The organism is Streptomyces sp. NPDC052107 (assembly GCF_040680215.1).
Lineage (GTDB): Bacteria > Actinomycetota > Actinomycetes > Streptomycetales > Streptomycetaceae > Streptomyces.
This window is the reverse complement of the sequence record NZ_JBFAWG010000004.1, coordinates 303,490-321,859: the sequence shown is the minus strand read 5'-3', so window position 1 is coordinate 321,859 and position 18,370 is coordinate 303,490. Positions and strand designations below refer to the sequence as shown.

Genomic DNA, 18,370 nt, shown 5'->3' with positions numbered 1-18,370 from the left:
GGAAAAGGGGCGCTGGCCGACGGAACCCCGGTCCCGTCGGCCAGCTTCACGAACCGTCGGCCATTACACCCGCGGCTTCTCCCGCATCTCGTACGTCGCGATGACGTCGTCGACCTTGATGTCGTTGAAGTTTCCGAGGTTGATACCACCCTCGAAGCCTTCGCGGATCTCGGTGACGTCGTCCTTGAAGCGACGCAGACCCTCGATGTTGAGGTTCTCCGCGACCACCTTGCCGTCGCGGATGAGGCGGGCCTTGGTGTTGCGGCGCACCTCGCCGGAGCGGATGAGGACACCGGCGATGTTGCCCAGCTTGGACGACTTGAAGACCTCGCGGATCTCCGCCGTACCGAGCTCGACCTCCTCGTACTCCGGCTTGAGCATGCCCTTGAGGGCCGCCTCGATCTCCTCGATCGCCTGGTAGATGACCGAGTAGTACCGGACGTCCACACCCTCGCGCTCGGCCATCTGCGCCGCGCGGCCGGCCGCACGGACGTTGAAGCCGATCACGATGGCGTCGGAGCCCATCGCCAGGTCGATGTCGGACTCCGTGACCGCACCGACGCCGCGGTGCAGGACGCGGATGTCGACCTCTTCGCCGACGTCCAGCTGGAGCAGGGAGGACTCCAGGGCCTCGACCGAACCAGAAGCGTCACCCTTGATGATCAGGTTCAGCTGCTGGACCTCGCCGGCCTTGAGCACCTTGTCCAGGTCCTCCAGGGACACGCGGCGCGTGCGCTTGGCGAAGGCCGCGTTGCGCTCACGGGCGGCGCGCTTCTCGGCGATCTGACGGGCCGTACGGTCCTCGTCGACCACCAGGAAGTTGTCACCCGCACCCGGGACGTTGGTCAGGCCCAGGACCTGGACCGGCGTCGACGGGCCGGCCTCGGCGACGTTGTTGCCGTTGTCGTCGAGCATGGCGCGGACGCGGCCGTAGGCGTCGCCCACCACCATCGTGTCGCCGACCCGCAGCGTGCCTCGCTGGACGAGGACCGTCGCCACGGCACCACGGCCACGGTCGAGACGGGACTCGATCGAGATGCCCTGCGCGTCCTGGGCCGGGTTGGCCCGCAGGTCGAGCGAGGCGTCGGCCGTGAGGATCACGGCCTCCAGCAGCGAGTCGATGTGCAGACCCTGCTTGGCGGAGATGTCGACGAACATCGTGTCGCCGCCGTACTCCTCGGCCACCAGGCCGTACTCGGTCAGCTGACCGCGCACCTTGGTCGGGTCGGCACCCTCGACGTCGATCTTGTTGACCGCGACCACGATCGGCACGTCGGCCGCCTTGGCGTGGTTGAGCGCCTCGACCGTCTGCGGCATGACGCCGTCGTTGGCCGCGACGACCAGGATCGCGATGTCGGTCGACTTCGCACCACGCGCACGCATGGCGGTGAACGCCTCGTGACCCGGGGTGTCGATGAAGGTGATCTTGCGCTCTTCGTCGTTGACCTCGGTCGCGACCTGGTAGGCACCGATGTGCTGGGTGATGCCACCGGCCTCGCCCGCGATGACGTTCGTCTTGCGGATGGCGTCGAGCAGGCGGGTCTTACCGTGGTCGACGTGACCCATGACGGTGACGACCGGCGGACGGACCACCAGGTCCTCCTCGTCGCCCTCGTCCTCGCCGAACTCGATGTCGAAGGACTCGAGCAGCTCGCGGTCCTCCTCCTCCGGGCTGACGATCTGAACCGCGTAGTTCATCTCGTCGGCGAGGAGCTGCAGGGTCTCGTCGGAGACGGACTGCGTCGCGGTGACCATCTCGCCGAGGTTCATCATGACCGCGACGAGGGACGCCGGGTTGGCGTTGATCTTCTCCGCGAAGTCGGTGAGCGACGCGCCGCGGGAGAGACGGATCGTCTCGCCGTTGCCGCGCGGCAGCATCACGCCGCCGACGCTCGGGGCCTGCATGGCCTCGTACTCCTGGCGACGCTGCCGCTTCGACTTGCGGCCACGACGCGCCGGACCGCCGGGACGGCCGAAGGCGCCCTGCGTGCCACCGCGGCCACCGGGACCGCCGGGACGGCCGCCGAAGCCGGGACGGCCACCGCCGCCACCACCGGGACCGCCGCCGAAGCCGCCGCCACCGCCACCGGGACGACCGGCGAAGCCGCCGCCGCCACCCGGACGGGCGCCGCCGCCACCGCCACCGGGACGACCGGCGAAGCCGCCGCCACCGGGACGACCGCCGCCGCCACCGGGACGACCGGCACCGGCCGGGCCGCGCCCGCCGCCACCGGGGCCGGGACGCGGGCCGGCAGCGGGACGCTGCGGCATCATGCCGGGGTTCGGACGCGGACCGGCCGGGCCGGGACGCGGACCGCCCTGCGGGCGGGGCATGCCGGACGGCGACGGACGGGCACCGCCGGGAGCCTGCGGACGCGGACCGCCGCCCTGGGCGCCGGGCGCCTGCGGACGGGGGCCGGCACCGGGAGCACCGGGACCACCCGGACGCGGGCCGCCCTGCGGGCGCGGAGCCTGCGGACGGGCCATGCCGGTGGAGCCACCGGAGGTGAAGGGGTTGTTACCCGGACGCGGACCGGCCGGACGGGCACCCGGACGCGGGGCCTGGCCACCGGGGCGCTGGCCCTGGCCGGGACGGGCCGCCTGGCCCTGGCCGGGACCGCCGGGACGGCCACCGGGCTTCGGGGCACCCGGACGGGCGCCGGGACGCGGACCCTGCGCGGCCGGAGCCTGCGGAGCCTGGGCGGCCGGCGGAGCGGTGAACTCCGGGGCTGCCGGAGCCGGACGCGGCGCGGGCTTCGGACCGGGCACCGGACGCGGGCCGGGGGCCGGGGCGGGCGCCGAGGCGGCCGGCTGCGGGGCAGCGGGCGCCGTCGGAGGCTTGGGGGCTGCCGGCCTCGGGGCAGCCGGACGCGCCGCCTGCGCCGGAGAGGGCGCGGCGGGCCTGGGGGCAGCCTTGCGCGGGGCGGACTTCGCGGCGGACTTGCCGTTGCCACCGCCCTGGAAGGCGTCAGTCAGCTTGCGTACTACGGGCGCTTCGATGGTCGAAGACGCCGAACGGACGAACTCACCGAGCTCCTGGAGCTTGGCCATGACGACCTTGCTCTCAACTCCGAACTCCTTGGCGAGTTCGTAAACCCGGACCTTAGCCACTTCGCTCCTTTGAGGTCCGGGTGAAGCCGGACCGTCGCTAGTTCATGGGCGTACTCATCGCGTACTCATCGAGTGCTCATCGCAATCTCGACCTGCTTTCGACTCGCGAGGTACCAGGCCGCACGGGGTTCCGTACGGCACGTCTTACGGTGTTGCCTGCTCGGCAACTGTTGTCTGCTCGACGTATCGGCGCAACGCCTTTGTGTCGAGCGGCCCCGGGGCGCGCAGTGCCCGCGGGAACGCCCGGCGGCGTACCGCCTGGTCGAGACAGACCAGTGCGGGGTGTACATAGGCACCCCGGCCGGGCAGCGTACCGCGAGGATCGGGGGCGCATGCGCCCTCGATCTTCACGATCCGCAGCAGATCGTCCTTGGCCGCCCGCTCCCGGCACCCCACACAGGTGCGCTCAGGGCATGCTCGGGCGTGCGTCCGGCCAGACACGGTTAAGTCTACCTCCCCGTAGCGACCTCACCCCTCCGGGGGAAAGATCGAACGGTTGTTGTCGTAAACCAAGCGACCTGCGGCTTGGATCTATTCCCGGAGCCGCCCGGTCGCTCGGCGTTGTCGGTCGTTACCCGGCGTTACTCGGCTGCCTGTTCGGTGTCGGGCCGGATGTCGATCCGCCAGCCGGTGAGGCGGGCGGCGAGGCGGGCGTTCTGCCCCTCCTTGCCGATCGCGAGCGACAGCTGGTAGTCCGGCACGGTGACCCGGGCGGAGCGGGAGGCGAGGTCGACGACCTCCACCTTGCTCACCCGAGCGGGTGACAGGGCGTTCGCCACCATCTCGGCCGGGTCGTCCGACCAGTCGACGATGTCGATCTTCTCGCCGTTCAGCTCGCCCATCACATTGCGCACCCGGCCGCCCATCGGGCCGATGCAGGCGCCCTTGGCGTTCAGGCCCGAACGGGTGGACCGTACGGCGATCTTGGTGCGGTGACCGGCCTCACGGGCGATCGCGGCGATCTCCACCGAGCCGTCGGCGATCTCCGGCACCTCCAGGGCGAAGAGCTTCTTCACCAGGCTGGGGTGCGTACGGGAGAGGGTGACCGACGGTCCGCGGACGCCCTTGGCCACCCGGACGACGTACGACCGAAGGCGCATGCCGTGCGGGTAGGTCTCGCCCGGCACCTGCTCCTGCACCGGCAGGATGGCCTCCAGCTTGCCGATGTCGACCAGCACGTTCTTCGGGTCGCGGCCCTGCTGGACCACGCCGGTGACGATGTCGCCCTCGCGGCCGGCGTACTCGCCGAGCGTCGCGTCGTCCTCGGCGTCCCGCAGCCGCTGCAGGATGACCTGCTTGGCGGTGGTGGCGGCGATCCGCCCGAAGCCCGACGGGGTGTCGTCGAACTCGCGGGGCTCCTGCCCCTCTTCCAGGTCCTCGGGGTCCTCCTTCGCCCACACGGTCACATGCCCGGTCTCCCGGTTGAGCTCCACGCGCGCGTGTCGGCGGCTTCCCTCGGTGCGGTGGTAGGCGATGAGGAGGGCCGACTCGATCGCCTCGACCAGCAGATCGAAGGAGATCTCCTTCTCCCGAACCAAGCCCCGCAGGGCACTCATGTCGATGTCCACGGCTACGCCTCCTCCTCTTCCTTCAGGTCCTTCTCGACCTTGTCGTCCTTGCGGTTGAACTCGACCTGCACGCGCGCCTTGGCGATCTCCGGGAAACCGAGCCTGCGGCTGGTGGCCTTACGGCCCTTGACCCCGGGAACCTCGACGTCCAGACCCTCGTCGTCGACCTTCAGGATCCTGGCGACCAGCTCGCCGCCCTCGGTCAGCTGGAACTTCACGAGCCGGTCGGTGGCGCGCACGAAGTGCCGGTGCTCGGTGAGGAGGCGCTCCGCGCCGGGGGTTCCGACCTCCAGGTCGTACGCCGCGTCGCCCATCGCGTTGGTCTCGTCGAGCTTCGCCGAGAGCGCACGGCTCACATCGGCGATGGCATCCAGATCAGCTCCGGTGTCGGAGTCGACGACCACGCGCAGCACCCGCTTGCGTCCGACGGAGTCCACGGCGATCTCTTCGAGATCCAGCCCCTGGGAGGTGACGAGCGGTTCCAGCAGCTCTCGCAGCCTCTCGCTCTGGGTGGTGCTCATCCGGGTGACTCCTCGGCCGCGTGTGCTGTTGTGGGATGGGTCGCGTGTCTGGTCAAAGGGTATCCGGTCGCGGGCACTGTTGCGTGCGTGTGCCTCCGGCGGTGGGGGCGGGCGCCTTCCAGCTCGGGGGGCCATTGTTCGTTGGCGATTGCGGGTCGTGGAGGGCTGGTCGCGCCCACGCGGCGGAGCCGCATATCGATACAGCCCCGCGCCCCTTGGGGGGGGTCCATTGAGCCGGTGACATCAGGCAAGTGGATGCGCGGGTACCGTGATCACGGCGGGGCGGCCTTCCCGCCCGTGTGTTCGTACGAGCTCCCCGAGGACGTCAGCCGTGCCGTACCCCCCACCCTTGCGCGCCCCCTCGGGGCCGCGCAGAAGAACCCTGCTCGTCTCGGCCGCCGGGGCCGCCCTGTTGGCTGGGTGTTCGGCTGATCCGGACTCCGGCGGCGGCGGTGGTTCGTCGGTGACGGAACGGGCACGCGCGCGTGCGGCCCGGGACAGCCGGGAGCTGCTCGCCCGGTACGACGCCGCGCTCGCCGCACACCCCGGCCTGGCGGAGCGACTGGGCCCGCTGCGCGCGCAGGTGGCGGCCCACGCCGACGCCTTCGGGGACGGTACGACGCCCACGCCCGCGAAGTCCTCGGCATCCCCGTCCGCCGATCCGGCTGTCCCGGCCACCGAGAAGGACGCCCTCGCCGACCTGGCCAGCGCCGAGCGCGCCCTCGCCGACCGGCGCGCCAAGGCCCTGCTGGAGGTGCCGGGCGAGCTGGCGCGGCTGCTGGCGTCGGTGGCGGCGGCCGGGGCCACGCACGCGTACCTGCTGACGGAGGGGGCGAAGTGAGCGACGAAGCGAAGTCGGCCGAACTGAGCGCGCTGCAGGCGGCGCTGGCGGCGGAGCACGCGGCGGTGTACGGCTACGGTGTCGTCGGCGGCCGGATCGGCGCGCCGCGCCGGACCGAGGCGCGGGCGGCGTACGACGCCCACCGGGCGCGCCGGGACGCGCTGACCCGCGAGGTCCGCGACCTGGGCGGGCAGCCGGTCGCCGCGAACGCCGCGTACGCGCTGCCGTTCCCGGTGCGGGGCTCGGCAACAGCCGTGCGGCTCGCCGCCCGGCTGGAGGATCGGGTGGCGGGCGTCTACGCGGACCTGGTGCGGGCGGCGACGGGCGGGCGGCGCGCATCGGCCGCCGCCGCGCTGCGGGAGGCCGCGGTGCGCGCGGTGCGCTGGAGCGGGGAGAGCGTAGCCTTCCCTGGGCTCGCCGAGCGGTCCTCCGGCGAAGGGACCGGTGCGGCCGGGACGACACCGTCTGCCTCCGCCTCGGTGTCCCCGTGACCCCGTAGGCGCCCGTACGACAGGACCCGGACTGGAAGGAAACGACTCGCGCATGGCTTTCGAACCGCCGCCGCGCCTGGTACGGGCGCTCGGTGAGACGGCACCGGCCGGGGACGACTGGCTCGCTCGGCTGCCCACGATCGCCGAACAGGCCGTTGCCAGGCGCGAGTTGACCGTGGAGCGGGTTCAGGTGCCGGGCGGGCGCAGCAGCCTCGTGGTGCTGGTGCGGCGGGCCGACGGCACCCCGGCCGTGCTGAAGCTGGCCCCGCCCCGGGCCCGCCCGGAGAGCGAGCGGGCGGCGCTGGCGCACTGGGACGGGCTGGGCGCCGTACAACTGCTGGAAGCCGACGCGGAGGACGGTGTGCTGCTGCTGGAGCGGCTGCACCCGGACGTGTCCGTGCGGTCGCTGCCGGAGGCGAAGGCGCTGCTGGAGGCCGCGGGCACGCTGCGGCGGCTGTGGGTCGAGCCGCCGGCCGGCCGCGCCTTCGAGACCGTCGCCGAGCGCACGGGGCGCCAGGCGGCGGCGATGCGGGCGGGCGCGGAGGCCGACCCCGAGGTGGCGCCGCTGGTCGACGCGGCGCTCGCGGTCCGCGAGGAGCTGTTGGCGGCGCCACCTGAACACCAGTTGCTGCACGGTACGTTCCGGCAGAGCAAGGTGCTGGCCGGGGAGCGCATGCCGTGGCTCGCGGTGGGCCCCGATCCGGTGCTCGGCGAGTGCGCGTTCGACCTGGCGCGGTTGGTGCGGGACCGGGTGGAGGACCTGATCGCCGCTCCGTCCGGCCCGGCGACGACCCGCCGCCGGATCAAACGGCTCGCGGAGTCGCTGGAGGTGGACCAGGAGCGGCTGCGGGGCTGGACGCTGTTCCGGGCGGTGGAGTCGGGGGTGCGGGCGCGGCGCGTCGGCCGTGAGAAGGACGCCGAACTGCTGCTGGAGTTCGCGAGCTGGCTGTAGGCGTGGGTAGGCGTACTCGGGCCCATGGGTGGTGGGCCTGTGCCGGCTGGGCCGGGCGCCGGACAGACTCGCCGCATGCGAACGACATGGCGCAGGGGGCTGCTCATGGCGGCGGCCGGGCTGCCGGTGGCAGGCTGCTCCGCCGCGGAGCCGGACGCCGGCGAACGCCACCGCCTGGCGACCTCGGCGGCGGCGCGGCACCAGCGGGCAGGGGCCGAACGGGCCATTCGTGAGGGGATGGCGGCCTTCGCCGCGCGTCCCTCGCGGGAGCCCGTGCTGCTGCGGTGCAGCGACTTCTGCGGCCGGGCGCACTTCGGCGACTGGGCGGCCTGACGGGCGGCGGCCCGGACACCGGCGGGGTCGGCGGGCTCCGGTACGCCCTGGAGTACCAGCGGGACAAGGGCCGGCAGGCCGACGGGCCGCGCCAGTCCAGGCCGGAGCTCGACGATCCGTCGTTCACGGTCGAGCGGGACGACCGGTGGGACCCGGCGTGGCGCGTCCGGGAACCCAGGCCGTGTCCCTCGCCCGCTCCGGAGAGGCGGTGCGGTCTGGAGCCCGGCGGGACCGCCGTCGCCGAGGCACGCGCCCGCTACGGCGCCGTCTTCTCCGTCACCTCCGGAAGCCGGGAGTACTGGACGCTCTCCCGGCAGGGGTGGCGGCGCCCACACATGTGACCGCCGCCCTCACCGTCGTCAGACCGTGAGGCGGGCGATAGCGTCCTCGACCGTCAGTTCCTCGCGCTCGCCGGTCTTGCGGTCCTTCAGTTCCAGGACGCCCTCGCCGGAGCGGCGGCCGGCGACCAGGATCTGCGGGACGCCGATCAGCTCGGCGTCGGTGAACTTCACGCCCGGGGAGACACCGGCCCGGTCGTCGACCAGGACCCGGACGCCCGCGGCGGCCAGCTTCTCGGCGACGTCGAGGGCCAGCTCGGTCTGCAGGGCCTTGCCGGCGGCGACCACGTGCACATCGGCCGGGGCGACCTCCTTGGGCCACACCAGGCCCTTGTCGTCGGCGCTCTGCTCGGCGATGGCCGCGACCGCGCGGGAGACGCCGATGCCGTAGGAGCCCATGGTGACGCGGACCGGCTTGCCGTTCTGGCCGAGGACGTCGAGCTTGAGGGCGTCGGTGTACTTGCGGCCCAGCTGGAAGATGTGGCCGATCTCGATGGCGCGGTCCAGCTTCAGGCCGGTGCCGCACTTCGGGCAGGGGTCGCCCTCCTGCACGACCACGACGTCCACGTACGTGTCCACCTCGAAGTCACGGCCGGCGACGACGTTCTTGGCGTGCGTGTGCTCCTTGTTGGCACCGGTGATCCAGGAGGTGCCGGGGGCCACGCGCGGGTCGGCGATGTACGTGACCTTCTCGCCCAGGCCCTGCGGACCGACGTAGCCGCGGACCAGGTCGGGACGGCCGGCGAAGTCCGCCTCGGTGACCATCTCGACGACGGCCGGGGCGAAGTGCGCCTCGACCTTGTCCAGGTCCACTTCGCGGTCGCCGGGGACGCCGACGGCGACGATCTCGCCGTCCACCTTCACCAGCAGGTTCTTCAGCGTGGCGGAGGCGGGGACGCCGAGGGAGGCGGCCAGGGTCTCGATGGTCGGGGTGTCCGGGGTGGGGATCTCCTCCAGCGCGGGCACGTCCGAGGCGTCGACCGGCTTGAGCGCGTACGTGATCGCCTCCGTGTTGGCGGCGAAGTCACAGTTCGGGCAGTCCGCGAAGGTGTCCTCGCCGGCCTCGGCCGGGGCAAGGAACTCCTCCGACTTCGAGCCGCCCATCGCGCCGGCGGTGGCGGCGCAGATGCGGTAGTCGAGGCCGAGGCGCTCGAAGACGCGCTGGTAGGCCTCGCGGTGCAGGGCGTACGACTTCGCGAGCCCCTCGTCCTCCAGGTCGAAGGAGTACGAGTCCTTCATCAGGAACTCGCGGCCGCGCAGGATACCGGCGCGGGGGCGGGCCTCGTCACGGAACTTGGTCTGGATCTGGTACAGGATCACCGGCAGGTCCTTGTAGGACGTGCACTGGTCCTTGACCAGAAGGGTGAAGATCTCCTCGTGGGTGGGGCCGAGGAGGTAGTCGCCGCCCTTGCGGTCCTTCAGGCGGAACAGCTCCTGGCCGTACTCGTCCCAGCGGCCGGTCGCCTCGTAGGGCTCGCGGGGCAGCAGGGCGGGGAGGGAGACCTCCTGGGCGCCGATGGCGTCCATCTCCTCGCGGACGATCCGCTCGACGTTGGAGAGGACCTTCATGCCGAGGGGCAGCCAGCTCCAGATGCCGGCGGCCGTGCGGCGGACATAGCCGGCGCGGACGAGGAGCTTGTGGCTGAGGACCTCGGCGTCCGCCGGGTCGTCGCGCAGCGTCTTCGCCATCAACTGGGACATGCGCTGGACCGGTGCGTTCGCCATGGTTCTCGTACTCCTGCCGGGTAAGGGTGATGGCATAGGAGGTTAGCCGGGCGGGCCATGCCGGTGGAAATCGGATACGCCCCGGCTTCATCTGCGGCGCAGGGGCAGGTGGGCCCCCATCACCGCGTACGGCTTCGGCGCGCTCGGGAAGTGGACCCGGCGGGCCAGGTCGACATAGCCGAGGGAGAAGTACAGGCCGCGGGCGGGGCTCTCGGTGTCGATCGCGGAGAGGATCGAGCGGGGTTCGTCGGCGGTGTCGGTGATCATGGTGATCAGGCGGCGGCCGATGCCCCGGTTCTGATGGCCGGGGTGGACGTGCAGCTCCGTGATCACGAAGGAGTCGTCCAGCCAGAAGTCGTTGCCGGTCGCGCGGAGGTACGGCTCCACGACGGTGGACCACCAGTGGGTGCGGGAGTTGGGCATGCCGTAGACGAAGCCGACGAGGTGCCCGCCGACGGTCGCGCCGAGCGCCCGCGCGCCCGGGAACTGCATGTGACGCTGGACGATCTGCCGGCGCACGGCGACCTCGTCGGGGCCCAGTCCGAAGGCCACGGCCTGGACGGCGAGGGCCTCGTCGACACGGGCAGCGAGGTCCAGGGGGCCGATCACGAGGTCCATGGCGGGAGCGTACCCGGAAGCCGCGGCCGGCGTTTTTCCGTCCCGGGCGGGGTGTGACGGGGGGCCTAGGACCGGCGCACGGGCCCGGCTCGATCCGGCGGCCGATGACCGGACGGCGGGTGCTGATTACGGTCGGATGTCATGAGCATCGACAGCAGTCTCGACGAGGCGTACGAACGACTGCACCACAGCGGGCCGGAGTTCGAGGGCTGGCTGAGCAACCACGGCCCCATGGCCGTGGAGGCACTGGTCAGGCACGGGCAGGGAGATCAGGTGCACCGCTGGCTGGACCGCTACATCGGCCGGCTGGACGAACTGCCGCGCGGGACGTCGCCGGTGACCGCCGACGGGTGGCGTACGGCGCTGGGGGACCCGCGCCGGCTCGGTGACTGGCTCGCGTACTTCGAGCGCGAGGTGCGGGAGCAGCCCTGGCGCGCGGTGCTGGAGACGTGGTGGCCGAGGCTGCTGCCCGGCATCGCGGCCGGCGCCACCCACGGGGTGATCCGTACCGGCCACGCGGTGCGGGTCCTGCTCGACCACGAGGACGGTCCGCGGCTGACCGAGCTGGGGCAGGCGCTCGGCTATTGGGCGGCGCGCTGGCAGCCGGTCACCGCCGTCCCGCCGTCCGGGGCCGCCGGCCCCGCGTCCGCCCTCGCCGGGGTGCCCCCGGTACCGGACCAGAGCGCGGGCATCAACCACCGGCTCGGCCAGCTGTCCGAGCTGGCCGGCTGGTCCACGGCGCTGGCCGCGCTCAGGCCCGCCGCGAACGCGGAACAGGCACGCGAGCTGCTGGCCGACGTGACGTCCGCCGCCGCGCTGCACTATCTCCCCAACGCGCACGGCTCGGCCGTCATGCTGGTGCACGCGGCGACCGCGCCCATGGCGGTACTGCGGACCCTCCCGGCGCTCCCCCGGTCCCACTGGGTACCGAGTCTGCACGCGGCGTGGACCGCGAGTGCGGCGGTCACCGCGGCCTATCGCCCCGCCGCACCGGCGCCCGAGGACAGCCTGCCGACGGCCCCGGAATCGGTGGAGGAGGTGTTCGATCTCGCCGCGCGGCACGGGGACGAGCACGTCATCAAGCTCGCCGACACCTGCCTCGACGTGCACCGGCGCACGGGACGTCCCGAGGCGCTCGCGGCGGTGGTCCGGGCGGCGGGGCTGATCGAGCCGTACTGATGGAGGGCTGTGGACTGCCGTGGACTGCCGCGATCTTCAGAACAGGACGCTCATGAACGCGCCCGCCTCTTGGAATCCCACCCGGTGGTACGTCCGCCGCGCCGCCGTGTTGAAGTCGTTCACGTACAGGCTGACGACCGGGGCCGCGTCGGCGAGGGCATAGCGCAGGACGGCCGCCATGCCGGGGGCCGCCAGGCCCCTCCCCCGGTACTCGGGGGCCACCCAGACGCCCTGGATCTGGCAGGCATGGCGGGTCGCCGCGCCGATCTCCGCCTTGAAGACGACCTTGCCGTGCTCGTCGAGGCGGGCGAAGGAGCGGCCGGAGCCGACGAGTTCGGCGACGCGCGCTTGGTAGAGCAGGCCGCCGTCACCCGCCAGCGGCGATACGCCGACCTCCTCGGTGAACATCGCCACGCAGGCCGGCATGATCGTCTCCATCTCGTCCTTGCGGACGCGGCGGACATAGGGGTCCGGGGCGATGTCGGCAGGCAGCCGGTCGGTGACCATCAGGGGCTGGTGGGCGCGGACCTCGCGGGCGGGGCCCCAGTGGGGTTCCAGCAGGCGCCACAGCGCGGCCGTGGATTCGGCGGGGCCGACGATCGAGGAGCAGCGGCGGCCGGCCCTTCTCGCCCGGTCCGCGAAGGCGCGGACGGCACGCGGGGTGGCGCAGACCGGGACCAGGTTGGCGCCCGCATAGCACAGGGACGTGAGCATGCCGTCCTCGTACCAGCCCCACATCTCGCCGCCCAGGCGCCACGGGTCGAGGCCGGCGACCTGCACCCGCGAGGTCACGAAGGCGTTCGCGACCGGATCGCGGTCGAGGACGGCGAGCGCGGCGTCAAGGTCGCTCGGTTCGAGCACCCGTGAGGTGGTCTGGGTCAACACGTGCGGGGCCTCACCCTGGGGTTCTGCTGGTCGTGGCACTGTACCCCGAGCGTTTAAGGAGCGCTTCCGGGTGAGGACGGCTCAGCCGGACGACGTCCAGGCCGGGCTTCTCCCGCCCCGGCAGCTCGGATCTGCTCCGCCCTCGCCGGGCAGGGGGCGCTTCCCCGGCGACTCCGGCATCAGAGCTCGTTGTCCTCGATCAGTCGGCTGACGACTTCGTACAGCACATCCCCCCGGCGGGGTCGGCGAGGCTCCAGCCGATCATCCGGCCGTCACGGACCAGGAGCGCCAGGTCCCTGGCGACGCCGATGTGAACTTCACCATGAACGTCGCCTCATTTGACCGCGGCCAATGTCAGGCGTCCATCGTGAGTGTATTCGATCAAGATATGGTCATCAACGGAAAACAGCCACACATCCGCACTGGTGTACAAGATTTCCTCGGCATGCCTCTTCGTCTCTTCTGCAGGCAGAGCGACGGTCGGAACAACGGCGTTGCCCCAGAAAATAACCAAGAGGGATGTCGGCGAGGTGGCGCGCGTCAGCCAGCCGCGCATCAACTCAGCCGCCTCGCGTTCTCCAGAGGTGTACTCCTGGTCCAGGAAATCGGCCGCCTCCCAGTCGATGCCCTCCCAGGCAGAGTGAGGAAACCTGTTCAGGCTGCATGCCTCGAAAGTATCGCTTTCCCCTTTCTCAAGAATCAGCACATTCTGCCGCTCTTCTGGCTCCATACCTCTCAGAAGATCATCGAGTCGCGCCCTGCCGCTACCGTATGGGTGACGGTTACCCACTATGTGTTCCTCTTCAGGATTCGAAGCATGTCCGCTTCCGTTCCGTTCCACCGTACTGCATAGCGAGCCTCACCCTTTCCGATGGCCACATTGATGTGCGGCCCCTTGGCGGGGTCATAGTCGATACGGAATTGCTTCCATTCGCCGTTGACCCGCGTTTCGAATCCCACAACCTCGCCATGTGCTGCAGAGTTCTCCAGTCTGCTTATGTAGGGCTGTCTCGTATGCGGGTCGATTTCCCCCATGATATCGAGAGCCTTGTTTCTTGCCTGCTCAAAACTGTCGAAAGGTATGTTGCCGTCGGGATCCTTTCCGACAGTTATCTCCGGTGGGCGCTTCGGCTTCTTGTTGTACTCCGGAGCCAGGCCCAGCGGGTCACACCACATGTGTGGGTTGTGGACGTAGGCGGTGGGGCTCGGGGCGGGTGCGAGCCCGAGCGGGTCGGCCGCGAAGTAGTGCGCCGTCTCGGGGTCGTAGTGACGGAAGTAGTTGTAGCGGAGGCCGGTTTCCGGGTCGTAGTACTGGCCTGGGAAGCGCAGCGGGGTGTAGGCGCTGCTGCCCGTTGCCCACGCCGTTGTGCCCCACAGAGTGCTGCGGGTGCGCCAGGCTATGTCGCCCTGTTCGTCTATGAGTTCGCTGGGGGTGCCCACGAGGTCGGTGACTATGGCGAAGAACCGGGAGTCGATTTCACCCTGCGGGGCATCCGGCGCCACTATGCGCTCCGATTGGGCCAAGGGACGGAGGCCCTGGTGGTCCCACGTGAGAGTGACGGGGTTGGGGAGAGCCCTGGAGGTGGTGGTTTGTTCGCACAGCGTTGTGCCGTCCCAGGTGAAGTCCACCCTTTCCACGACCGTTTCGCCGTCTTCCGCCAGGCGGAGTTTGGCCGTGCGGCGGCCCAAGGGGTCGTAGGTGTAGCACCAGCGGGTGCCGTCCGGGGTTGTCACCGATGTCAGGCGGTCCTCGGCGTCCCATTCGTAGCGCCAGGTGTCCGGCTTCCTCGACAGACGGGTCTTCTGCCGGAGCGTGACGCGGCCCAGGGCGTCGTGTTCGTAGCGGACGTTACCGGCTCGGGTGATGCGGGTGCCCGTATAGGCGCGTGGGCCCGTTGCCTCCGCACCCGGGTGGTTCGTCGGCCAGCTTGCCTCTGTTTGGTTGCCCGCCTCGTCGTAGGCGTATCGCTCCGTCCAACCCGTCGCGTGGACCGCTGTCACCCTGCCCGTCGCGTCCAGGTCGAAGCGGCGGGTGCCCGAGAGGTAGTCCTCGATACCAACTACGTTGCCGTCGGCGCGGTAGGTGTACGCCCTGCGTTGCAGCGTGCTGCCCCCCGCCTCGGTCACCGCCTGGGTGCTCAGGCGGCCCAGGAGGTCGAAGGTGTTCTCCAGCGTGATCGTTTCGCTTATGTGACGGGTCAGCTCCCGGCCAGCCGCGTCGTAGGAGAAGTCGATCGTGCGGCCGTTGGTGGTCAGCTGGATACGATTGCCCGCTGCGTCGTACGACCATGTGGAAATGGCACCTGTCGGTGTGGTGCGTCCCACACGGCGGCCCAGGACGTCATAGGCGTACGTCACGGTCCGGCCGTTGACCGTTTCCGAGTGCAGTCTGCCGTAGCGGTCGCGCAGCAGCGTGAGAGCCGTGCCGTCCGGGCCCGTTGCCTGGGCCAGGTTGTCGGTGAAGTCGTAGGCGTAGGTGCTGATGGCGCCTGCGACGTTCTTCGCGGTGATCCGGCCCATAGCGTCGCGTTCGTAGCACGTCACCTCGCCGAGGGCGTTCCGGCGTGAGGCCAGGCGGCCGGCCAGGTCGTGCTCGTACGTCAGCATGCGGTCGTCGAAGTCCTTCTCCCGCAGCAGGCGGCCGGCTGGGTCGTAGGCGTACTCCCAGGTCATGCCCTGGGGATTCGTGACCTTCGTCAGGCGCAGATCGGTGTCATGGGTGAACTCGTAGCGGACACCGTCGGGGCCGGTACGGGCGCTCAGCAGGTCGAAGTGGGTGTACTCGAAGTGCGTTACACCGCTCAAAGCGTCTGTGTGGCTGGTGCAGTTGCCCTCGCCGTCGTACGTCCACGACTCGGTCGTGCCGTCGGGGGCCGTACGTCGCGCCAGTTGGCCTTCCACCGTCCATTCCAGGTGGGTCGGCGCGGCGGTCGGGCCCGTGATCGCGATCGGGCGGCCGAAGGCGTCCCGTGTGTAGCGGGTGACCGCGCCGAGTGGGTCGGTGACCTCGATCGGCAGGCCCGCGCGATCGCACAGCACCCTCGTCGTGTGGGCCAGCGGGTCGGTCATCGATGTCAGGTGGCCGGCCTCGTTGTACGCAAACCGGGTCGCCTGGGACGCCGGGTCCGTCATCGACGTCCGGTTGCCCCGCTCGTCGTACGTACGGCGGTGGGTGTTGCCGTCCGTGCCGGTCACCTTCACCGGCAGGCCTAGGTCGTTGTACTCCGCCCTCGCCTCGCGGCCGTCCGGGCGGATGACCGAGATCAGGTTGCCCGCGTCGTCGTAGCGGAACGACGTCGTGTGGCCCAGCGGGTCCGTGACGGAGAGCAGGCGGTTGTAGCGGTCGCGGGTGAAGTGCGTCGCCGAGCCCAGCGGGTCGATCTCCGTGACGACCTGGCTGCCGCTGTTGATCAGGTATCGGCGCGTGTGGCCCTCGCCCGTCACCGTGGTGGTGACGCGGTGGCCGGTCGCCGGGTCGACGCAGGGCCATGTGGCCGTGGGAGCCGCTCTCGGCGATGCAGCGGTCCCGGCCGTCGTAGTCGTGGGTGTAACTGCGGTAGTTCGTGTCCGTCCAGGACACCACCCGGCCGCGCTCGTCATAGCCGAAACGCAGGGGCAGGCCCGAGGAGTTGATGACATCCGTCAGGTGGCCCTCGGCGGAGTAGCCGTACCGCTTGATCTCCTGGTCCGCACCGTCCGGGGCCGCGCCCGCCAGGTGCAGAGCGGTGATCCGGTCGCCGGACGTGGTGATCTTCAGGCGGTAACCGGCCGACGACGCGATCGCCAGCGGCGTGCCCTCGGTGTCGTACTCGAAGGTCAGCCAGTTGCCGTTGCGGTCGTCTACCTGCTCCAGGACCGCCCTGTCCTCGCCCTGGTCGGCGAAGTGCCAAACCCGGCCCGAGCGGGGGCTCCTTGCCCTGCTTGTCGTCGCCCCAGGGTGAACCGGCCGCCGCGAGCGCCGTCTTGAGCTTGGTGAGCGCCTTGGTGAGATCCGAGCTGTGCGTCTGGAAATGCGGAGCCGTCTGCTTCAGATCGGCGATCTTGATGTCGAGTATCTTGCCGTCGCCGCCGCTGACGCCCTGGTCACCCATGGTGCCGCGTTCCTCCCCGTCAGTGGACTCACCAGCCCGAAAACACTAGTTGGCAAGACGAGTTCGCAATCGGGAGCGGCGCCAAAGGGGCAGTAAAGTTCCACTCAAGCTTGGACAAGATCGAGGAACACCTGCCAGGCAGCGGGGGGCAGGGCGAGGGTGGGCGCCGTGGCGGGGTTCTGCTTGGAGTCTCGTACGTGGATGGTGGTGGGGCGGATGGCGACCTCAACGCATTCGCCGCCCTCGCCGTCGCTGTAGCTGCTCTTGAACCACACCAACTCGGTCGGCTCTTCGACGTTCATGTCTCTCCCAGCAACTTCTCTACGAGGGCCAGTGATTCGCGCGGGGACAGGGCCTGCGCCCGTAGGAGACCGTACCGCTCCTCCAGCTCCCTGACCGTCGAGCGATCGATGAAGAGGCGGCTGCTCTTGTATGCCTCCACGTACGCGATCCTGCGCCCTTTCGTCGTCTCGATCAAGGTGAATCGTCCGGAGAGGGCCGCATGCTCCTCGCGACCGTCCGGCATTACCTGGATCTCCACGTTGGTCCGTTGACCGACGAGCAGGATCTGCTCCAACTGGCCCCGCACTACCTCCCGTCCACCCAGCCCTTTCCGTAGAACCGCCTCTTCCATCACGAAGCTGATGGTGGGCATCGGTTTCCGCCCGAAGATCTCCTGCCGGGCCAACCGGGCCGTCACGCGCTGTTCAATCGTCGCCTCATCCAGCGGGGGACGCCGGACGGTGAAGACCGCCCGCGCGTAGTCCTCGGTCTGAAGCAGACCGGGCACGGTCTGCACGGCGAAGAAGTGCAACGCGACAGCCTTCTTCTCCAGCGCCGCCGCATCTTGGAAGAACGCCGGGTACTGCGCCTTCTCCATCTCCTCGATGAAATCGACCAGCACCCCCTGCGCACCCAGCACCTCATCGGCGTGACTGATGAACCTCGCCGATGGAATGCGCCTCCCCTGCTCGAACGACGCGATTGTCGCCGCCGAGTACCCGGTACGGGAACCGAGTTCGGCGCGTTCCATGCCCGCCTGAGTCCGCAGCCGCTTCAACAACCGCCCGAAGATGAGCGGAACAGCCGAGTCGGGCCCGGACTCGCCCTCCGGCTCCCTCACTTCAGGCTCCGCCTGCACTTCCTCGCTCACATACACCCCCAATACCCTCGCGCCACCGTCGGTCACGGCGCGCTCGTGTACAGCGGCACCCCACGCTCGTACAACGCGTGTTGGTCAAGGTGCGGCCGCTGTTCAACGTTACTGAGCGTGCGCGAGCGTGAGCGACATGAAGTCGGAAATCTCCACCCGCGAATTCGCCATGCGCTTCACCTCCACCCCACGCGGCGCACGCCTCGCCCGGCGGCTCGTCTCGCTCCGACTGGACGAGTGGGGGCACGCCTACGCCGGCCCCGTGAACGAAGCCGTCACCCTGATCGCCGCCGAACTCGTGGCGAATGCGGTTCGTCACGGGCACGTACCCGGGCGGGACTTCCGTCTCCGGCTCGCCGAGTCGTCCGGCACCCTGCGCCTGGAGGTCTCCGACACCCGTACCGAGCGGCTGCCCGAGCTGCGGGTCCCGGCCGACGAGTCCGGGCGGGGGCTGCTGCTGGTAGAGGCGCTCGCCGACAAGTGGGGCGTCACGCCGCTACAACCCGGCAAATCCGTCTGGGCGGAGGTATGGCTGAGTCCCGCCACCCAGCGGTGACGGGACTC

At 70.5% G+C, this 18,370-nt stretch carries 17 protein-coding genes and 1 pseudogene; 7 read left to right on the top strand and 11 right to left on the bottom strand.

The features are described from left to right. Positions 1–63: 63 nt before the first annotated feature. The 4 genes from infB to rimP form a co-directional block, all read right to left on the bottom strand. Positions 64–3,111 carry a translation initiation factor IF-2 gene (gene infB / locus AB0M27_RS06970; protein ID WP_365718708.1) on the bottom strand — a complete coding sequence of 1,016 codons (3,048 nt, stop codon included), beginning with the start codon at positions 3,109–3,111 and terminating at the stop codon, positions 64–66. 144 nt (positions 3,112–3,255) lie between these two features. Further along, positions 3,256–3,552, bottom strand: coding sequence for a YlxR family protein (locus AB0M27_RS06965; protein WP_365718706.1), 297 nt, complete (start codon positions 3,550–3,552; stop codon positions 3,256–3,258). Between the two features lie 140 nt (positions 3,553–3,692). Next, a complete protein-coding gene (gene nusA, locus AB0M27_RS06960; RefSeq protein ID WP_365718704.1) occupies positions 3,693–4,679 on the bottom strand; it encodes a transcription termination factor NusA in 987 nt (328 codons plus the stop codon). A gap of 2 nt (positions 4,680–4,681) precedes the next feature. Next, positions 4,682–5,200: a ribosome maturation factor RimP gene (gene rimP, locus AB0M27_RS06955; protein ID WP_356306042.1), complete on the bottom strand. Its 519-nt coding sequence runs from the start codon at positions 5,198–5,200 to the stop codon at positions 4,682–4,684. Positions 5,201–5,531: 331 nt separating this feature from the next. Here rimP and AB0M27_RS06950 point away from each other — a divergent pair, with 331 nt between their 5' ends. From AB0M27_RS06950 to AB0M27_RS06930, 5 genes are all read left to right on the top strand, one after another. Then, complete coding sequence (locus tag AB0M27_RS06950; protein WP_365718702.1) at positions 5,532–6,041, top strand: hypothetical protein; 510 nt, start codon at positions 5,532–5,534, stop codon at positions 6,039–6,041. After that, positions 6,038–6,532: a ferritin-like domain-containing protein gene (locus tag AB0M27_RS06945; RefSeq protein WP_365718700.1), complete on the top strand. Its 495-nt coding sequence runs from the start codon at positions 6,038–6,040 to the stop codon at positions 6,530–6,532. Before AB0M27_RS06950 ends, AB0M27_RS06945 begins: the two co-directional genes overlap by 4 nt. A gap of 52 nt (positions 6,533–6,584) precedes the next feature. After that, complete coding sequence (locus AB0M27_RS06940) at positions 6,585–7,484, top strand: aminoglycoside phosphotransferase family protein (RefSeq protein WP_365718698.1); 900 nt, start codon at positions 6,585–6,587, stop codon at positions 7,482–7,484. 75 nt (positions 7,485–7,559) lie between these two features. Next, complete coding sequence (locus tag AB0M27_RS06935; RefSeq protein ID WP_365718696.1) at positions 7,560–7,817, top strand: hypothetical protein; 258 nt, start codon at positions 7,560–7,562, stop codon at positions 7,815–7,817. Next, entirely contained in the window at positions 7,769–8,158 is a 390-nt protein-coding gene (locus AB0M27_RS06930) for a hypothetical protein (RefSeq protein ID WP_365718694.1), read from the top strand. The genes AB0M27_RS06935 and AB0M27_RS06930 overlap by 49 nt, the downstream gene beginning before the upstream one ends. A gap of 18 nt (positions 8,159–8,176) precedes the next feature. Here the strand turns inward: AB0M27_RS06930 and AB0M27_RS06925 are convergent, their stop codons facing one another. Together AB0M27_RS06925 and AB0M27_RS06920 are read right to left on the bottom strand one after the other, a co-directional pair. Further along, positions 8,177–9,880, bottom strand: a complete 1,704-nt coding sequence (locus tag AB0M27_RS06925; RefSeq protein ID WP_365718692.1) for a proline--tRNA ligase — start codon at positions 9,878–9,880, stop codon at positions 8,177–8,179. A gap of 87 nt (positions 9,881–9,967) precedes the next feature. Further along, positions 9,968–10,498 (bottom strand): GNAT family N-acetyltransferase, encoded by a 531-nt coding sequence (locus tag AB0M27_RS06920; protein ID WP_365718690.1) that lies wholly within the window; start codon positions 10,496–10,498, stop codon positions 9,968–9,970. A 141-nt stretch (positions 10,499–10,639) separates the two neighbouring features. Here AB0M27_RS06920 and AB0M27_RS06915 point away from each other — a divergent pair, with 141 nt between their 5' ends. After that, positions 10,640–11,677: a questin oxidase family protein gene (locus tag AB0M27_RS06915; protein WP_365718688.1), complete on the top strand. Its 1,038-nt coding sequence runs from the start codon at positions 10,640–10,642 to the stop codon at positions 11,675–11,677. Positions 11,678–11,713: 36 nt separating this feature from the next. On the opposite strand, the gene AB0M27_RS06910 is transcribed toward AB0M27_RS06915, so the two are convergent. From AB0M27_RS06910 to AB0M27_RS06890, 5 genes and pseudogenes are all read right to left on the bottom strand, one after another. Then, complete coding sequence (locus AB0M27_RS06910; protein WP_365718686.1) at positions 11,714–12,562, bottom strand: GNAT family N-acetyltransferase; 849 nt, start codon at positions 12,560–12,562, stop codon at positions 11,714–11,716. Between the two features lie 334 nt (positions 12,563–12,896). Next, positions 12,897–13,292 (bottom strand): hypothetical protein, encoded by a 396-nt coding sequence (locus tag AB0M27_RS06905; protein WP_365718684.1) that lies wholly within the window; start codon positions 13,290–13,292, stop codon positions 12,897–12,899. Positions 13,293–13,351: 59 nt separating this feature from the next. Continuing rightward, positions 13,352–16,469: pseudogene (locus AB0M27_RS06900) on the bottom strand (RHS repeat-associated core domain-containing protein); the annotation flags it as partial. A 288-nt stretch (positions 16,470–16,757) separates the two neighbouring features. Further along, the gene (locus tag AB0M27_RS06895; RefSeq protein ID WP_365718682.1) at positions 16,758–16,955 is read right to left on the bottom strand and encodes a DUF397 domain-containing protein; all 198 of its coding nucleotides are present in this window, start codon (positions 16,953–16,955) and stop codon (positions 16,758–16,760) included. Continuing rightward, entirely contained in the window at positions 16,952–17,776 is an 825-nt protein-coding gene (locus AB0M27_RS06890; protein ID WP_365718740.1) for a helix-turn-helix transcriptional regulator, read from the bottom strand. Before AB0M27_RS06890 ends, AB0M27_RS06895 begins: the two co-directional genes overlap by 4 nt. Positions 17,777–17,942: 166 nt before the next feature. Here AB0M27_RS06890 and AB0M27_RS06885 point away from each other — a divergent pair, with 166 nt between their 5' ends. After that, the gene (locus AB0M27_RS06885; RefSeq protein WP_365718680.1) at positions 17,943–18,362 is read left to right on the top strand and encodes an ATP-binding protein; all 420 of its coding nucleotides are present in this window, start codon (positions 17,943–17,945) and stop codon (positions 18,360–18,362) included. Positions 18,363–18,370 lie beyond the last annotated feature (8 nt).